15 protein-coding genes are annotated in these 15,660 nt (G+C 71.4%); 1 reads left to right on the plus strand and 14 read right to left on the minus strand.

Annotated features, from left to right (window positions below; translation table 11 throughout):
• Window positions 1-44: 44 nt before the first annotated feature.
• From lepB (BA175_RS07145) to BA175_RS07185, 9 genes are all read right to left on the minus strand, one after another.
• The gene (lepB, locus tag BA175_RS07145) at window positions 45-968 is read right to left on the minus strand and encodes a signal peptidase I (protein ID WP_069170458.1); all 924 of its coding nucleotides are present in this window, start codon (window positions 966-968) and stop codon (window positions 45-47) included.
• Window positions 886-1,944, minus strand: coding sequence for a signal peptidase I (gene lepB, locus BA175_RS07150; RefSeq protein WP_069170459.1), 1,059 nt, complete (start codon window positions 1,942-1,944; stop codon window positions 886-888). Before lepB (BA175_RS07150) ends, lepB (BA175_RS07145) begins: the two co-directional genes overlap by 83 nt.
• A complete protein-coding gene (gene lepB / locus BA175_RS07155) occupies window positions 1,937-2,707 on the minus strand; it encodes a signal peptidase I (RefSeq protein ID WP_069170460.1) in 771 nt (256 codons plus the stop codon). The genes lepB (BA175_RS07150) and lepB (BA175_RS07155) overlap by 8 nt, the downstream gene beginning before the upstream one ends.
• Before the next feature lie 45 nt (window positions 2,708-2,752).
• Complete coding sequence (rplS, locus tag BA175_RS07160; protein ID WP_069170461.1) at window positions 2,753-3,103, minus strand: 50S ribosomal protein L19; 351 nt, start codon at window positions 3,101-3,103, stop codon at window positions 2,753-2,755.
• 124 nt (window positions 3,104-3,227) lie between these two features.
• A complete protein-coding gene (gene trmD, locus BA175_RS07165; protein WP_069170462.1) occupies window positions 3,228-4,049 on the minus strand; it encodes a tRNA (guanosine(37)-N1)-methyltransferase TrmD in 822 nt (273 codons plus the stop codon).
• Complete coding sequence (rimM, locus tag BA175_RS07170; protein WP_069170463.1) at window positions 4,049-4,696, minus strand: ribosome maturation factor RimM; 648 nt, start codon at window positions 4,694-4,696, stop codon at window positions 4,049-4,051. The genes trmD and rimM overlap by 1 nt, the downstream gene beginning before the upstream one ends.
• Window positions 4,697-4,801: 105 nt before the next feature.
• The gene (locus BA175_RS07175) at window positions 4,802-5,041 is read right to left on the minus strand and encodes an RNA-binding protein (RefSeq protein ID WP_014153811.1); all 240 of its coding nucleotides are present in this window, start codon (window positions 5,039-5,041) and stop codon (window positions 4,802-4,804) included.
• 2 nt (window positions 5,042-5,043) lie between these two features.
• Window positions 5,044-5,484 carry a 30S ribosomal protein S16 gene (gene rpsP, locus BA175_RS07180; RefSeq protein WP_069170464.1) on the minus strand — a complete coding sequence of 147 codons (441 nt, stop codon included), beginning with the start codon at window positions 5,482-5,484 and terminating at the stop codon, window positions 5,044-5,046.
• A 155-nt stretch (window positions 5,485-5,639) separates the two neighbouring features.
• The gene (locus BA175_RS07185; RefSeq protein ID WP_069170465.1) at window positions 5,640-6,233 is read right to left on the minus strand and encodes a hypothetical protein; all 594 of its coding nucleotides are present in this window, start codon (window positions 6,231-6,233) and stop codon (window positions 5,640-5,642) included.
• 552 nt (window positions 6,234-6,785) lie between these two features.
• On the opposite strand from BA175_RS07185, the gene BA175_RS07190 reads away from it, so the two are divergent.
• On the plus strand, window positions 6,786-7,655 hold the full coding sequence (locus BA175_RS07190) for a methyltransferase domain-containing protein (RefSeq protein WP_069170466.1): 870 nt from the start codon (window positions 6,786-6,788) through the stop codon (window positions 7,653-7,655).
• Window positions 7,656-7,762: 107 nt separating this feature from the next.
• Here BA175_RS07190 and ffh read toward each other — a convergent pair whose 3' ends face one another.
• The 5 genes from ffh to nsdA form a co-directional block, all read right to left on the minus strand.
• Window positions 7,763-9,313, minus strand: a complete 1,551-nt coding sequence (gene ffh, locus BA175_RS07195) for a signal recognition particle protein (RefSeq protein ID WP_069170467.1) — start codon at window positions 9,311-9,313, stop codon at window positions 7,763-7,765.
• A gap of 229 nt (window positions 9,314-9,542) precedes the next feature.
• Window positions 9,543-11,993 carry a [protein-PII] uridylyltransferase gene (locus BA175_RS07200; RefSeq protein ID WP_069170468.1) on the minus strand — a complete coding sequence of 817 codons (2,451 nt, stop codon included), beginning with the start codon at window positions 11,991-11,993 and terminating at the stop codon, window positions 9,543-9,545.
• A gap of 55 nt (window positions 11,994-12,048) precedes the next feature.
• On the minus strand, window positions 12,049-12,387 hold the full coding sequence (locus BA175_RS07205; protein WP_069170469.1) for a P-II family nitrogen regulator: 339 nt from the start codon (window positions 12,385-12,387) through the stop codon (window positions 12,049-12,051).
• Entirely contained in the window at window positions 12,384-13,730 is a 1,347-nt protein-coding gene (locus BA175_RS07210; protein WP_069170470.1) for an ammonium transporter, read from the minus strand. Before BA175_RS07210 ends, BA175_RS07205 begins: the two co-directional genes overlap by 4 nt.
• A 349-nt stretch (window positions 13,731-14,079) precedes the next feature.
• Complete coding sequence (gene nsdA / locus BA175_RS07215; protein ID WP_069170471.1) at window positions 14,080-15,555, minus strand: transcriptional repressor NsdA; 1,476 nt, start codon at window positions 15,553-15,555, stop codon at window positions 14,080-14,082.
• Between the last annotated feature and the right edge of the window lie 105 nt (window positions 15,556-15,660).

Consider the following 15,660-nt stretch of genomic DNA (forward strand, 5'->3'; position numbering starts at 1 on the left):
GCTCCCCCATCGGAGATCGACAATCGCTGATCCGAGTGGGCACCCTACCCGGCGGTACGCCCGCCGGTCAGCCTCCGGCGACGCATGAGCACGAGGGGAAGCGCTCCGGCCGCACCGAGTACGGCCGGCACGGCGGCGGCGGCCGCGTTCAGGCCCGGCTGGTCGAAGGTGCTCGGGATCGGCAGGGTCGCCCAGCGGTTCACCGGCCAGGCGATGACGACGGCCCGGCCGACCACCTCGTCCGTGGAGACGGTGCCGTGCCCCGGAAGTTCCTGGTGGTACCGGGAGTCCAGGGAGTTCTGGCGGTGGTCGCCCATCACCCAGATCCGCCCCTGGGGGACGTGGATCGGCCCGAAGGGCTGGTCGTCGCACGCGCTGTTGCCCTCGAAGATGAAGGACTTGTCGTCCAGCGCCTTGCCGTTGACCGTCACGGGGCCGTTCTTCTTGCACTCCACGGTGTCGCCACCCACCGCGATGACCCGCTTGATCAGGTCCTTCTCCTCCGCGGAGGGCATCAGCCCGATGAAGCTCAGAAACTTCTGCACCGCGTTGGGCTCCGGCGTCGCGGTGTCCTCGAGCCAGCCTCCCGGGTCGTGGAAGACGACGACCTCGCCGCGCTCCGGCTCCGAGCCGAACCACGGCGTCAGCTTGTCCACCAGCACCCGGTCGCCCCGCTGCAGCGTGTTCTGCATGGAGTCCGAGGGGATCGAGAACGCCTGGACCAGGAAGGTCTTGATCAGCAGCGCGAGTACGAGCGCGATACCGATGAGGAGCGGCAGTTCCTTCCAGAACGAACGCGGCCTCCGCTGGGCGGAACCGGCGTCTCCCGAGGGGTCGCCGCCCGGGTCGTCACCGGGCGGGACAGCACCGCCCGCGGAGCCGCCGTCACCCGCCGCCGCCTGCGGATCCCCGCCGTTCGAAGGCCGGTCCTCGGGCTCGTCGTGTCCGGATCGTGCGCCGACCGCCAAATCCCCCACATCCACTCCTCACTCCGTGCCACTGCCCACGCCGGAACCGGCGCAGGCCCACCACTCCCATAACGAGCGGGAGTTCCGCAGGGGTCGGGAGCAGGACCGATCCGTTGCGATCCTGGGAGGACACACTATTCGACGGGTCGGGGGCCGCCGTCGTCCCGGCGCGCCCGTCGGGCACCGATGCGAAGGTCGCGGGCTCCTCCAGCCTGCGCCAGTGGGCGAACGGCCAGGCGATGAGGACGGCCCGGCCCACGACCTCGTCCTGGGAGACCGTGCCGTTGCCCGGGTCGTCGAGGTGGAAGCGCGAGTCGGCGGAATTGGACCGGTGGTCGCCCATGACGAAGAGCCGGCCCGGCGGAACCTTTACCTCGAATTGGAGAGTGGACGGTCCGCTGTCCGGATGCAGGTACGGCTCGTCGAGCGCCGTGCCGTTGACCGTGACCCTGCCGTCCGCACCGCAGCACTTCACGGTGTCGCCCCCGACGGCCACCACGCGCTTGATCAGATCCTGTTCGTCGTCGGAGGGCAGCAGACCGATGAAGGTCAGCAGCTGCTCGGCCTGCGCGATGCCGGCCGGCGGCTTGCCCGTGGGGGCTTCCTCCTTGGGCAGCCAGCCGCCGGGGTCCTTGAAGACGACGACGTCACCCCGCTGAGGTTCGGAGCCGAACCACGGCGTCAGCTTGTCCACCAGTACGCGGTCCCCGATCCGGATGGTCTGCTCCATCGATCCGGAAGGGATCACGAAGGCCTGGACCAGGAAGGTCTTGAGCACCAGCGCGATCACCAGGGCCACCAGGACGAGGAGGGGAATCTCACTGAGCGCGGACCGGCGCCGGCGGCGCTTCACCTTGCGGGCCAGCTTGCGGCGCTCGGCCCTGGTCGGCAGCGATCGGGCGGAGGTGGGCCGCGTTCCGTCGGACAGCGGCAGGTCCGCCTCCGGCCCTCCGCGTCTGCGGCCCCGGTTACCCATGCCCGGCGCCCGTGTGCCGCACGGCGGCGAAGGCGTCGGTCCCGGCGAGGCCGCCGAGCCTGCCGAGCGGCCAGCCGAGCCAGTCGACCCGCCCGATCACCCGGTCGACGGGCACCATGCCGCCGCCGGGCTGCCCCAGGTGGTCGCGGGAGTCCCGGGACCTGCTCCGGTGATCGCCCATCATCCACAGCGTGCCCTGAGGGACCACGATGTCGAAGGGCACGTCGGACGGCCTGTCACCCGGGTACAGATAGTCCTCGTCCAGCGGGCTGCCGTTCACCTCGAGCCTCCCCCGCCGGTCGCAGCAGACCACCCGGTCGCCCCCCACGCCCACCACCCGCTTCACGAAGTCGGTCTCGGCGGCCTCGGTCAGCCCGAGGGAGGCGGCCGCCCCGCGCAGCAGGGCGGTGACGGGGTTCTCCGCAGGGGGCTCCCGCACGAAGGAGCCTGTGCCGTCGAAGACGACCACGTCACCGCGTTCCGGCTCGGAGCCGAAACGGTACGCCAGTTTGTTGACGAGTACACGGTCCCCGACCCGCAGCGTGGGTTCCATCGAGCCACTGGGAATGAGGAAGGGCTGCAGCACGAACGCGCTGAAGAGCAGCAGGGTGACCGTGGTGAGCGCGCCGAGGGAGGCGGCGCGCCCCCAGGACATCGAGGCGGTGATCCGGCCCGGGAGATGCGTGGAGCGCGACCCCTCCTCCTGTCCCTCGGGGGGGCCGGAGGAGCGATCGCGCTCCGTGTGCTGTGCTTCCGTGTCCATCGGGGCCGCATCCTATCCGGCCGCGCTGTGGACGCCGGAGGTGAATCAGCGGTCGCGCTTCTCCTTGATCTTCGCGGCCTTGCCGCGCAGCTCACGGAGGAAGTACAGCTTGGCGCGACGGACGTCACCGCGGGTGACGAGCTCGATCTTCTCGAAGATCGGGCTGTGCACCGGGAAGGTGCGCTCGACGCCGACGCTGAAGGAGACCTTGCGGACCGTGAAGGTCTCGCTGACGCCCGAGCCCTGACGGCGGATGACGATGCCCTTGAACTGCTGGATACGGGAGCGGTTGCCCTCGATCACGCGCACGTGGACGTTGACCGTGTCACCGGGGCGGAACGCCGGAAGGTCGGTACGGAGCGAGGCGGCGTTGACGCCATCGAGCAGGGAAGTCATGTTGTCTGCTTTCTTCGCCGATGCCACAGGTCATCGACGGGAGAGAGTGAGGTTCGGATGCTGATCACCTCGGGCGGGCGGCTTTCCCCCTGTGGCAGGGGCGCACACCGGACGTACAGCGGGCCTATTCTTCCACGGCCTCGGGCCTGCGCCAAAATCGCCCGCCGGGCTCCGGCGACCAGCCGAGGATGGAGAGGATCTCGCGGTCCTTCTTGTCGAAGCCGGCCGCTTCGCAACGCTCGATGAGATCGGGCCTGTGGAGGGCGGTACGGCGGAAGGCCTCGTCCCGGCGCCAGCGGGCGATACGGCCGTGATGGCCGCTGAGCAGCACGTCCGGGACACCGCGACCGCGCCACCGGGGCGGCTTCGTGTAGACGGGGCCCTCCAGCAGGTCGGCCATGGCTCCGGGCGCGAAGGAGTCGTCCCGGTGCGACTCGGCGTTACCCAGGACTCCGGGCAGCAGCCTGGCCACGGCCTCGGTGATCACCAGGCAGGCGGCTTCCCCTCCCGCCAGGACGTAATCCCCGATCGACACCTCCACGACGGGCATCCTGGTGGCGTACTCGTCCATCACGCGGCGGTCGATGCCCTCGTACCTGGCGGGGGCGAAGATCAGCCACGGCCGCTCGGACAGCGCGACGGCCAGCTCCTGGGTGAAGGGCCGCCCGCTGGGTGTCGGCACCACGAGGACCGGGGCGTGCGCGCCGGCCTCGTAACCGTCGGCCAGGACGTCGTCCAGCGCCTCACCCCAGGGCTCGGTCTTCATGACCATGCCGGGGCCGCCTCCGTACGGGGTGTCGTCCACGGTGTTGTGCCGGTCGTACGTCCAGTCCCGCAGGTCGTGGACGTGCACGTCGAGGCGGCCGCCGGCGCGCGCCTTGCCGACGAGCGAGACGTTGAGCGGTTCCAGGTACTCGGGGAAGATCGTGACGACGTCGAGCCGCATCACGCGTCACCCTTCCCGGCCACGCCGGAGGCGCCCCCCGGCTCCGGGCCCGCGGGGTCCCCCGGCGCCTCGTCGTCCGCCCCGCCGGGAGGTGTGTCCTCGCTCTCCGCGTCACGCGCGGAGGCGACCACGGCCTCGCTCTCGTCGATCAGACCGGGCGGCGGGGTGATGACGGCCCGCTGCTCCTCGAGGTCGATCTCGGTGACGATCTCCTCGACGAAGGGGATCATCACCTCGCTGCCGTCCGGACGCTCCACGATGAACAGGTCCTGGGAGGGCAGGTGGGTGATCTCCGTGATCCGGCCGATCTCCGTGCCGTCCGCGAGCACCACGTCGAGGTCCATCAGCTGGTGGTCGTAGAACTCGTCGGGGTCCTCGGGCAGTTCGGCCGGGTCCACCTCGGCGATCAGCAGGGTGTTGCGGAGTGCCTCGGCGGCCGTACGGTCGCGTACTCCCTCGAACCGCAGCAGCAGCCTGCCGCTGTGCACCCGCCCCGTCTCGATCGTCAGGGGTCCGGTCTCCGGCGGTTCCGTGGCCAGGACGGCCCCGGGCCCGAGCCGGAGTTCGGGCTCGTCGGTGCGCACCTCGACGGTGACCTCGCCCTTGATGCCGTGGGCGCGACCGATCCGCGCCACTACCAACTGCACGCTGTTCTCCCGTTGATCATGTACTGAGGAGGCGGTGATGTACGGACGACAAAGGCCGGGGACGGCTCGAAAGCCCTCCCCGGCCCCGGCCGGTGTTCAACTCTTTCAGCGAACCTGGTCCACATCGACGAGGTCGACACGGATACCACGTCCGCCGATGGCACCCACGACGGTACGCAGGGCGCGCGCGGTGCGGCCGTTACGGCCGATCACCTTGCCGAGGTCGTCGGGGTGGACCCGGACCTCCAGCACCCGTCCACGGCGCAGGTCACGCGAGGCGACCTGCACATCGTCGGGGTTGTCGACGATGCCCTTCACGAGGTGCTCAAGAGCCTCCTCGAGCATGCTCAGGCCTCGGTCGACTCGGTGGACGCGGCAGCGTCGGCCGCCTCGTCCGCCTTCTTGTCCGACTTCTTGGCCTTCTGGGTGATGGCCTCACCCTTGGCCTCGTCGCCGTCCGTGTTCAGGGCCTCGAACAGGGCACGCTTGTCGGCCTTGGGCTCCGGCTGCAGCAGCGGCGCGGGGGCCGGGAGACCCTTGTGGGCCTGCCAGTCACCGGTGAGCTTCAGGATCGCGAGAACCGGCTCGGTCGGCTGGGCGCCGACGGACAGCCAGTACTGCGCACGCTCCGAGTTGACCTCGATGCGCGAGGGGTTCTGCACCGGGTGGTACAGGCCGATCTCCTCGATGGCCCGGCCGTCACGGCGGGTACGGGAGTCGGCGACGACGATGCGGTAGTGAGGCGAACGGATCTTGCCCAGACGCTTCAGCTTGATCTTGACTGCCACGGAAGTGGTGTCTCCTGGTCTCTGACGTGGTTGGGCACAAAAGATGCCACGTGGGGTTGCGGTACTCGGGTGCCCGATGGACGCGTCAGCCGGAGGAGAGAGGGGTCCTGTGCGACTGTCGAGTACAGCTGACCATTGTGCCACACCACTTCGGGTCACCCCACCGCGACCGCCCCTTCGGGGATCCGGAAGGGTTTGCCGCACCCGCCGCACACGATCGGCGCCTGGGCGAGGACCGACGGGACGACCCGGACGTTGCGCCCGCAGTCGCAGACGGCCTTCACCCGCACACCCCCTCCGGAGGAGCCGTGCCGGGCGGCGGGGCCGCGGAAGGAGCGCTTGGTGTCCGCGGCGGTGGCCACGGTGTGCGCCTTGAGCGCGCGCTGCAGCCGTTCCGCGGTCGGGCGGTATCTGCGCCTGGCCTCGGGATTCAGGGTCACCAGCGAGAATCCGCTGCTGGGGTGGGGCTCCTCGGCGTGATCGAGCCCCAGCTCCTCGGCGATCGCGAGGAAGCGTCGGTTGTGGTAGCGGCCGGCCCGGGAGGTGTCCCGCACACCTCGCGCGGCGGCGATGCCGTGGACTGCCTCGTGGAGCAGTCGTTCGAAGGAGAGCTCGGCGCCACAGGCGGACGAGGATTCTCCGATCAGGGACTCTGGCGCGGCAAGATCGGGCAGCTCGGGGTGGTACCGCTGAATGTCGGCCCACGCCTGTGCCAGCTCTGCGGCAAGTACAGGTGGTGTCGTGCTCACGTCGTGACAACGAGCCTGACTGCTCCGGTGTTCCTATTCCGGGGCATCCCAAATAATTTGCACGTACCAGTCAGTTGCCGTTGATACGTCCGGACGAGGGCGGGTGACCAGATCTGCGGAGAAGTCACACAGCTCGCACCAAGCCGGTACGTAGCGTGCTGTACGCAGCTGGGGGTCCGTGGCGTACACACGAGGGCGTAGGGGCCCCGTCGGCCGACCCTCCACGACCTCCTGTGCCGACCCTACCCGGCGCGCGGGGCCGGCCCGGACGCCCCCGCCCGCCCGGGCCGGCGAGGCTCTCGACGTGCTGCCTCCCGCGTGCCGGGTCAGACTGTGAGGAAGCGAGCAGCAGGCGCGCCGGCCCCGGCCCCGCCGTGCCGACCGGAGCCGGGGGCGCACGACCGGAGCACACGGGCACCGCCGTCCGACCCATCCACCCCCTGGACGGGACCGCCGAGGCGGGGTTCTCTGGCATACGGGGGTCGCGGCCGCACACACCAGGGGGACGGAACTCGGGCACGACCGAACTCTCGGCGGATTGGGGCGCATTCCATGACACCAACGCTCGTCCGGCACCGTAGGTACGCGGACTCGTCCGCCCCGGAGGACGCCGGGACCCGTGCCCGCGACTGGGCCGAGATCCAGGAGCGCATGCTGGCACCGCTGTACGAAGCCGTGTTCGACCGGCTCGAAGTGGGGACCGGCACCCGGATGCTCTCCCTCGGCTGCGGTTCCGGGCTCGCCCTGCTGATCGCGGCCTCGCGAGGGGCGCGCGTCACCGGCGTCGACACCGACCGCGAACGGCTCGCCCTGGCACGCGAGCGCCTGCTGTCCGACCCACGGCACGAGCCGGGTCCGGGCGGTACGCGGGCGCGCGCGAGGCTCGTCGAGGGTGCACCCGCGGCGGCCACGCCGGCCGGACAGGCGCCGTACAACCTGCTCACCGTCTTCCACCCGATCGGCTGCGCGACCGGTGACTCCGACGGACTCGCGCCCGCCCTGGCCTCCGCCGTCCCGCTGGCCGTGCGCGGAGCGACCGTGGTGCTGACGGGGTGGGGTCCGCCGGAGCGCTGCGCCACCGCCCCGGTACTCCGGGTGGCGAGCCGGCTCGCCGAGGCGGCGCCCACGCCGCGTTCGGGGAACGGCTGGCGGCCGGCCCTGCGCGACGACCTGGAGGAGGTGGCGGCGCGGGCCGGGCTGAAGCCGGACGGCTCCGGCCGGGTGTCCTGCCCCTTCGGATACGCGGACGTGGACAGCGCGGTGCGCGGTCTGCTCTCGACCGGGCTGTTCGAGGCGGCGATCCGGGCGACGGACCGTTCCCAGGTCGAGAAGGAGGTGGCGGAGGCGCTCCATCCGCACCTGCGGCCCGACGGCACGGTCTGGATGCCCAACGTCTTCCGCTACCTGGTGTGCGTCACGTAGGGACCCGAAGCGCGGCCGCGTAGCCGGCCCGTGCGAGGTGGACCCGTGGGGACGGTGAGGGGGCACCCCGCCGGGCGGGGTGCCCCCTCACTGCCGGGCGACCCCGGTCAGCCCATGAACTTCTTGAACTCGTCCGGCAGTTCGAAGTTCTTGTCCTCCTGGGCGGGGAGACCGAAGGCACCGCCCTGCGCCGCCGCCTGTTCGCGGCGGGCCGCGGCGGCCTGCTCCTCCGCCTTGCGCTTCATCGGGTTGCCGCTCTTGCGCTTGCCCTTGGCCTGTTTGACCTGCTTCTTCTGCCGGCCGGGACCGCCACCCATGCCCGGCATCCCCGGCATCCCGGGCATGCCGCCGCCCTGGGCCATCTTCGACATCATCTTGCGGGCCTCGAAGAACCGCTCGACGAGGTTCTTGACGGCGGAGACGTCGACTCCGGAACCCTTGGCGATACGGGCCCGGCGCGAACCGTTGATGATCGTCGGCTCGGCCCGTTCCTTCGGGGTCATCGACTTGATGATCGCCGCGGTGCGGTCCACGTCGCGCTCGTCGATGTTGTTGATCTGGTCCTTGATCTGCCCCATGCCCGGCAGCATCCCGAGCAGCTTGGAGATGGAGCCCATCTTCCTGACCTGCTCCATCTGCGCCAGGAAGTCGTCGAGCGTGAAGTCCTTGCCCTTGCTCGACGCCAGCTTGGAGGCCATTTTGGCGGCCTCTTCCTGGCTGAACGTCTTCTCCGCCTGTTCGATCAGGGTGAGCAGGTCACCCATGTCGAGGATGCGGGAGGCCATGCGGTCGGGGTGGAAGGCGTCGAAGTCCTCGAGCTTCTCACCGTTCGACGCGAACATGATCTGCTTGCCCGTGACGTGGGCGATGGAGAGGGCGGCACCACCGCGGGCGTCGCCGTCGAGCTTGGAGAGGACCACGCCGTCGAAGCCGACGCCGTCACGGAAGGCCTCGGCGGTGTTGACCGCGTCCTGGCCGATCATCGCGTCGACGACGAAGAGGATCTCGTCGGGGCTGACGGCGTCACGGATGTCCGCGGCCTGCCGCATCAGCTCCTCGTCGATGCCGAGGCGGCCGGCGGTGTCGACGATCACGATGTCGTGGACCTTGGCCTTGGCGAACTCGACGGAGTCCTGCGCGACCTTGACCGGGTCCCCCACACCGTTGCCCGGCTCCGGCGCGTACACCGCCACACCCGCGCGGTCGGCGACGACGCTCAGCTGGTTGACGGCGTTGGGGCGCTGGAGGTCACAGGCGACGAGCAGCGGGGAGTGGCCCTGGCCCTTGAGCCAGAGGCCCAGCTTTCCGGCGAGGGTGGTCTTGCCCGCACCCTGCAGACCCGCGAGCATGATCACGGTCGGCGGGTTCTTCGCGAACCTCAGCCGCCGGGTCTCGCCGCCGAGGATGCCGACGAGCTCCTCGTTGACGATCTTGACGACCTGCTGGGCGGGGTTCAGCGCCTGGGAGACCTCGACGCCGCGCGCCCGCTCCTTGACGTTGGCGATGAACGCACGGACGACGGGCAGGGCGACATCGGCTTCGAGCAGGGCGATACGGATCTCACGAGCCGTGGCGTCGATGTCCGCCTCGGACAAGCGGCCCTTGCCCCTGAGGTTCTTGAAAGTCGCGCTAAGGCGGTCGGAGAGAGTATCGAACACGGCGCTCGTCGGTCCTCAGGGTCGGGGTCGGGTGATTCGTTCCTAGAGTATCCGGCCCGGGCGGACGACAGCCTCGCCGGTCTTGCCCGACCGGCGAGGCTGTCGATCCCGCACGCGCACGGGGACACGTGTCCCCTCCCGGCGCGGACGCCGTGGACGCCGGAACATCCCGGGACCAGGGGACCTGCCGCACCCCGCTCGACGGCCGCGGACGTCGCTCGTCACGCCCTCATCGCAGAGCGTCCTCCAGCGTCCTCGCCAGCGCTGCCGCGTCGGCGGCGGACAGCACGGTGCCGTCCTGACGTGTGACGTAGACCGTGTCCACGGCGTTCGCCCCGAGGGTCGAGACGTGGGCGCTGCGGACCCGTACCGCGCTCTGTTCCAGGGCCCTGCCGATCCGGTGCAGCAGCCCCGGCGCGTCCTGGGCACGCACCTCGATCACCGTGGCGAGCCGCGAGCCCGTCGGCACGACGGTCACCCGTGGGGGCGGAGCCTTCCACCCACGCCGGCGCGGATAGGCGGCCTCCCGTTCGGCGAGCCTGGCCCGGATGTCCAGCGTGCCGTCCAGGGCGCGTACGAGGTCGGAGCGGAGCCGGGCGGCCTCCGGGAGGGAGCCGTACGCGGCCGCGACCCGCCAGCTGAGGACGAGCAGCCCGGCCGATCCACCCAGTTCGGTGGGGAGGTCCACGGCCCGCAGGTCGGCGGCTCGGACGGTGAGCCGGTGCAGGGCGAGCACCCCGGCCGCCGCGGGCAGCACTCCGGGGCGGTCGGGCAGGGCGATGTGGAGCTCGACGCCGACGGGTTCCGGTTCACCACCCTCGGAGGCGGGTTCCGGCCGGGTGTGCAGGGCGAGGACGGGCTCACCGGTGCGCAGGGCCTCGACGGCCAGGCGTTCCTGTTCGGCGCTGGGGGCGAGCGGCTCCGGTTCGGCGGGTTCCTCACCGGCCAGCAGCGCGGCGACGCGCTCGACGAGGTCGGTGACGAGGGAAGCGCGCCAGGAACTCCAGGCGGCGGGCCCGGTGGCCAGGGCGTCGGCCTCGGTGAGGGCGTGCAGGAGCTCCAGGGTGGAGGCGCTGCCCACGGCGGCGGCGACGGAGCGCACGGTGGCGGGGTCGTCGAGATCGCGCCGGGTGGCGGTCTCGACGAGCAGCAGGTGGTGGCGTACGAGAGTGGCCACGACACCCACGTCCTGCTGGTCGAAGCCGATACGGGCGGCCACGTCCCGGGCGATGACCTCTCCGGCGACGGAGTGGTCCCCCGGCCGGCCCTTCCCGATGTCGTGGAGCAGGGCCGCGACCAGGAGGAGGTCGGGGCGGCCGACACGGCGGGTGAGGGAGGAGGCCCGTACGGCCGTCTCGACGAGGTGGCGGTCGACGGTCCAGGTGTGGACGGGGTTGTGCTGGGGGCGGCAGCGGACCCGCTCCCAGTCGGGCAGCAGCCGGGTGACGATCCCCTCGGCCTCCAGGGCCTCCCACACCGCGACGGTGGCCTCGCCCGCCCCGAGCAGGGTGATGAGCTCCTCGCGGGCCTCGGCGGGCCACGGCACGGGCAGCGGCCGGGCCGCCGTCCGGAGGTGGCGTACGGAGTGCCGGGAGAGCGGCAGTCCCGACTCGGCCGCCGCCGCGGCGGCCCGGAGGGTCAGGACCGGGTCGCGTTCCGGGCGTGCCGTGCGGGCGAGAACGACCTCGCCGTCGGCTTCGACGACGCCGTCGGCGAGCGGGGTGCGTTCCGGGGCGGCCTTGGCACCGCCGAGCAGGGTCCGCAGCCTGGGCCGTGCGGAGCGGGTGCGCAGGACCCGGTTGACCTCGCGCCAGGTGACGTCGGTGGCGTACGAGACGGTCCGGGCGGCCTCGTACACCTGGCGCAGCAGGGCGTCGGAGTCGTGGAGGCCGAGGCTCCGGGCGACCTGTTCCTGTTCCTGGAGGGCGAGGCGGTCGGTGGCCCGGCCGGTGGCGAGGTGGAGGGCGTCGCGGACGTCCAGGAGGGTGCGGCGCGCTTCGGCGAGGCCTTCGCGCGGGGCGTCGGCGACCCAGGAGGCGGCGACGGCCCGCAGGGCGGTGGCGTCCCGGAGGCCGCCGCGGGCCTCCTTCAGGTCGGGTTCCAGCAGGAACTGGAGCTCGCCCATGCGTGCGGCCCGTTCACGGCAGAGTGCGTCGAGGGCGGGGAGGCGCCGGGGGGCCTGGTTGCGCCAGTCGGCGAGGACGGCGGTGCGGAGTCCGGCGACGAGCCCGAGGTCCCCGGCGACGGGCCGGGCGTCGAGGAGCCCGAGGTGGACCTTGAGGTCCTCCCCCGCGGTCGCGCGCGCCTCGGCGGGGGTGCGCACGGAGTGGTCGAGTGCCAGGCCCAGGTCCCAGACCGGGTACCAGATCCGGTCGGCGAGTGCCGCGACGGCCGCGGCGCCGGCGCCGCCGTCGTGCAGAAGGACGAGGTCGAGGTCGCTGCGCGGGGAGAGCTCGCCGCGCCCGTACCCGCCGACGGCGACGAGGGCGGCGCCCCGGACGCCCGTCGCCTCGGCGGCGGAGGAGAACAGTGCGCTCAGCCAGTCGTCGGTGAGGCGGGCGAGGGCCGCACGGCGCGGCGGCCCGGACCGCGTCCTCTCCTGGAGAAGGCGCAGCCGGGCCGCCGCGTAGCCGCTGGGTCCCGAGTCCTCGGATTCGGTGGTCACTCCGGTGCTCGTCACCCGGCTGCCTTTCCGTCTGTTCGGCCGGCGCCGTGGCCGGCGCCGGATCCGTCGGTCAGAGTGCGTCGGGGCCGCGTTCGCCGGTCCGTACACGGACCGCGGTCTCGACCGGGACGCTCCAGACCTTTCCGTCCCCGATCTTGCCCGTACGGGCCGCCTTGACGACGACGTCGATGAGCTGTTCGGCGTCCTCGTCCTCCACGAGGACCTCGATGCGGATCTTCGGTACCAGGTCGACGGTGTACTCGGCTCCGCGGTAGACCTCGGTGTGGCCGCGCTGACGCCCGTAGCCGCTGGCCTCGGTGACCGTGAGGCCCTGGACGCCGAAGGCCTGGAGCGCCTCCTTGATCTCGTCCAGCCTGTGCGGCTTCACGACTGCGGTGATGAGCTTCATGCGTCCACCTTCTTGTTCGTCGGGGCTGCCGTCGTACCGGGCGCCGTGGTGCGGGGGGCCGAGCCGCCGCCCGCGCCGCTGAAGTCGTACGCGGTCTCGGCGTGCTCGACCTGGTCGATGCCGGAGACCTCGTCGTCCTCGCTGACCCGCATCCCGATCGTCCGGTCGAGGAGGAGGGCGAGGAGGGCGGAGACGACGAGGGAGTAGGCGAGTACCGCGAAGACTCCCACGGCCTGCTTGCCGAGCTGTTCGAGGCCGCCGCCGTAGAAGAGGCCCTTGGCGTCGGACTGCACACCACCGGTGGCGAAGAAGCCGATGAGGAGGGAGCCGAGGACGCCGCCGACGAGGTGGACGCCGACGACGTCCAGGGAGTCGTCGTAGCCGAACCGGTACTTCAGGCCGACGGCCATGGCGCACACGACACCGGCGACGACGCCGATCGCGAGGGCGCCGAGCGGGCTGACCGCGCCGCCGGCCGGAGTGATGGCGACGAGGCCGGCGACGGCGCCGGAGGCGGCGCCCAGGGTGGTGAAGGAGCCGTGCCGCATCTTCTCGTAGGCGAGCCAGCCCAGGACGGCCGCACCGGCGGCGACCTGGGTGTTGAGGAACATGACCGCGCCGACCCCGTCGTCGTTGCCGAGCCACGAGCCCGCGTTGAAGCCGAACCAGCCGAACCACAGGAGGGCGGCGCCGAGCATGACGAGCGGCAGGCTGTGCGGCCGCATCGGGTCCTTCTTGAAGCCGACCCGCTTGCCGATGACGAGGATCACACCGAGTGCGGCGGCACCGGCGTTGATGTGGACGGCCGTCCCTCCGGCGAAGTCGATGACACCCAGCTCGAAGAGCCAGCCGCCGGCGCCCCAGACCCAGTGGGCGACCGGGAAGTAGACGACGGTGACCCACAGGGTGATGAACAGGGCCCAGGAGGTGAACTTGACCCGGTCGGCGAGGGCGCCGCTGATGAGGGCGGGGGTGAGCACGGCGAACATCAGCTGGAAGACCGCGAAGACGTAGACGGGGATGGTGTAGCCGTCCCACAGCTCGGTGACACCGATGCCGCCGAGGCCCACGAAGTCGGAACTCCAGCCGACGAGGGAGCCGACGTCGGTGCCGAAGGCGAGACTGAATCCGTAGAGCACCCACAGGACCGTGACGATCCCGAGGCTGACGAAGCTCATCATCAGCATGTTCAGGGTGCTCTTGACGCGGACCATGCCTCCGTAGAAGAAGGCGAGACCGGGGGTCATGAGCATCACCAGCGCGGTGCAGATGAGCATGAACCCTGTGTTGGCGGCAGACAGCTCGGGGGCGTCTGCGGCAAGCGTCGTGATGCCTGGGGGCATCGGCGTCTCCTCGTCGTCGGTGCGGCCACGTGCGGGGTGCGGGGACCACTGGGAAAAGGTGCGGGCCGGTTATGCGCCATGAGATTGGCGCAGCGCGGTTTCCACGGATGCCGCACGGTGTTTCACCGCAGTGACGAAGGGAGCGGGCGTGTTACGTCCGAATGAACCCGGGGTGGCGGACCCGGTGTACCGCCTGCCGCGCCGCACGCGCCGCATACGGTGCGGTGCGGGACTCCCGGGGCCCCGGGAGGAACAGGAACCGGCCACGGCAGCCGTCCGCTGACCTGGCGATGGGGGAGCCGGGTCGGGGTGTACGGGACGCTGTCGTGGCCGGTGGTCCGGGACGGGGTCAGACCGCTTCGGCGGTCTCCGGGAGCTGTTCGGTGAGCAGATCGGTGAGCCGGGCCACCTCGGGGACGTCGCCGAAGTCCCTGGCCGCGGTGGAGACGGTCTTGCGCAGCCGGGTGTTGACCCGTTCGGACCGGACCCTCCTGGCGATCTTCAGCGCCTGGGCGGCCCGCACGGCGGACTCCTCGGGTTCCCGCTTGAGGAGGTGCACGGTGGCCATGCCGATCAGGTTGAGGGCGTAGGACCTCTGGTGCTCGGCGTCCTCGCCGAACAGCTCCACGGCGCGGGCCATGACGGGTTCGGCGAGCGAGGCGTACGTGGGACTGCGGCCGGCCACATAGGCCAGGTCCCGGTAGGAGTGGGCGTTCTCGCCGTGCAGTTCGGCGTCGGAGAAGAAGCGGATCCAGTCGGGCTCCTCCTCGTCGTCGAGGACGGCGTCGGCGAAGGTGTCCTCGGCCATCCGGACGGCCCGCTTGCACTTGCTCGGCCGGCCCATGTTGGCGTACGCCCGGGCCTCCATCGCATACAGCATGGCCTGGGTGCGTCCCGTGGCGCAGTCCCGGCTTCCGTACTGCGCGAGGTGGATGAGTTCGAGAGCGTCGTCGGGCCGTCCGAGGTGGATCATCTGACGGCTCATGCTCGACAGGATGTACGACCCCAGCGGTTTGTCGCCGGCCTCCTTGGAGGCGTGCAGGGCGAGCACGAAGTACTTCTGCGCAGTGGGCTGGAGGCCCACGTCGTAACTCATCCAGCCGGCCAGTTCGGCCAGCTCGGCGGCGCAGCGGAAGAGCCGTCTGGCGGTCGCCTCGGGGTGCGGCTCCTGCAACAGGTCCGTGACCTCGTGGAGTTGACCGACGACGGCCTTGCGGCGCAGACCCCCGCCGCACTGGGCGTCCCACTGCCGGAACATCGCCGTGGTGGACTCCAGCAGATCCAGCTCGGGCGGCGAGAGGCGTGAGGGCCGGCCGGTGGTGGAGGCGGGTTCCGGGCCGGCCGGCGCCGAGGGGGGGACGGGCACCAGCCAGCGCTGCATCGGCTCGACGAGGGCGGGACCCGCCGCCAGGGTCAGGGAGCTGCCGAGGAATCCGCGCCGGGCGAGCATCAGGTCGCTGCGGGAGAACTCGCTGAGCAGGGCGACCGTCTGCGGGCCGGCCCAGGGCAGGTCGACGCCGGCGACCGAGGGCGACCGGTGGGCGGCCCGGAGTCCGAGGTCCTCCACGGCCACCACGGCGCCGAAGCGCTCGGAGAAGAGCTCGGAGAGGATGCGCGGGATCGGCTCTCGGGGCTGTTCGCCGTCGAGCCAGCGCCGCACCCGGGACGTGTCGGTGCTGATGTGGTGGGCACCCATCTGGCGCGCTCGGCGGTTCACCTGGCGGGCGAGCTCGCCCTTCGACCAGCCGCTGCGGACGAACCACGATCCCAGCTGCCCGTTGGGGCGCTTTCCGGCATTCGCCTCGCCTGCGCCGCTGCCACCCACTGGAACGCCCCCATCCGCCGAAACCTGTCGCCGCGAACCTCTACCAGAATGCTGTGCGTCGGTGCCGTCCGTACGGCGATCGCTGCCATCGAACAGGAAGTCGAA

Source organism: Streptomyces griseus, from assembly GCF_001715295.1.
In the GTDB taxonomy this organism is placed as follows: domain Bacteria; phylum Actinomycetota; class Actinomycetes; order Streptomycetales; family Streptomycetaceae; genus Streptomyces; species Streptomyces griseus_G.

Bases quoted from the DNA above. Each gene is read 5' to 3' on its own strand.
- BA175_RS07210 (WP_069170470.1), bottom strand. From the start codon at position 13,730: ATGCCCCCAGGCATCACGACGCTTGCCGCAGACGCCCCCGAGCTGTCT.
- BA175_RS07205 (WP_069170469.1), bottom strand. From the start codon at position 12,387: ATGAAGCTCATCACCGCAGTCGTGAAGCCGCACAGGCTGGACGAGATC.
- rplS (WP_069170461.1), bottom strand. From the start codon at position 3,103: ATGACTTCCCTGCTCGATGGCGTCAACGCCGCCTCGCTCCGTACCGAC.
- BA175_RS07175 (WP_014153811.1), bottom strand. From the start codon at position 5,041: ATGCTCGAGGAGGCTCTTGAGCACCTCGTGAAGGGCATCGTCGACAAC.
- lepB (WP_069170459.1), bottom strand. From the start codon at position 1,944: ATGGGTAACCGGGGCCGCAGACGCGGAGGGCCGGAGGCGGACCTGCCG.
- trmD (WP_069170462.1), bottom strand. From the start codon at position 4,049: ATGCGGCTCGACGTCGTCACGATCTTCCCCGAGTACCTGGAACCGCTC.
- BA175_RS07190 (WP_069170466.1), top strand. From the start codon at position 6,786: ATGACACCAACGCTCGTCCGGCACCGTAGGTACGCGGACTCGTCCGCC.
- lepB (WP_069170460.1), bottom strand. From the start codon at position 2,707: ATGGACACGGAAGCACAGCACACGGAGCGCGATCGCTCCTCCGGCCCC.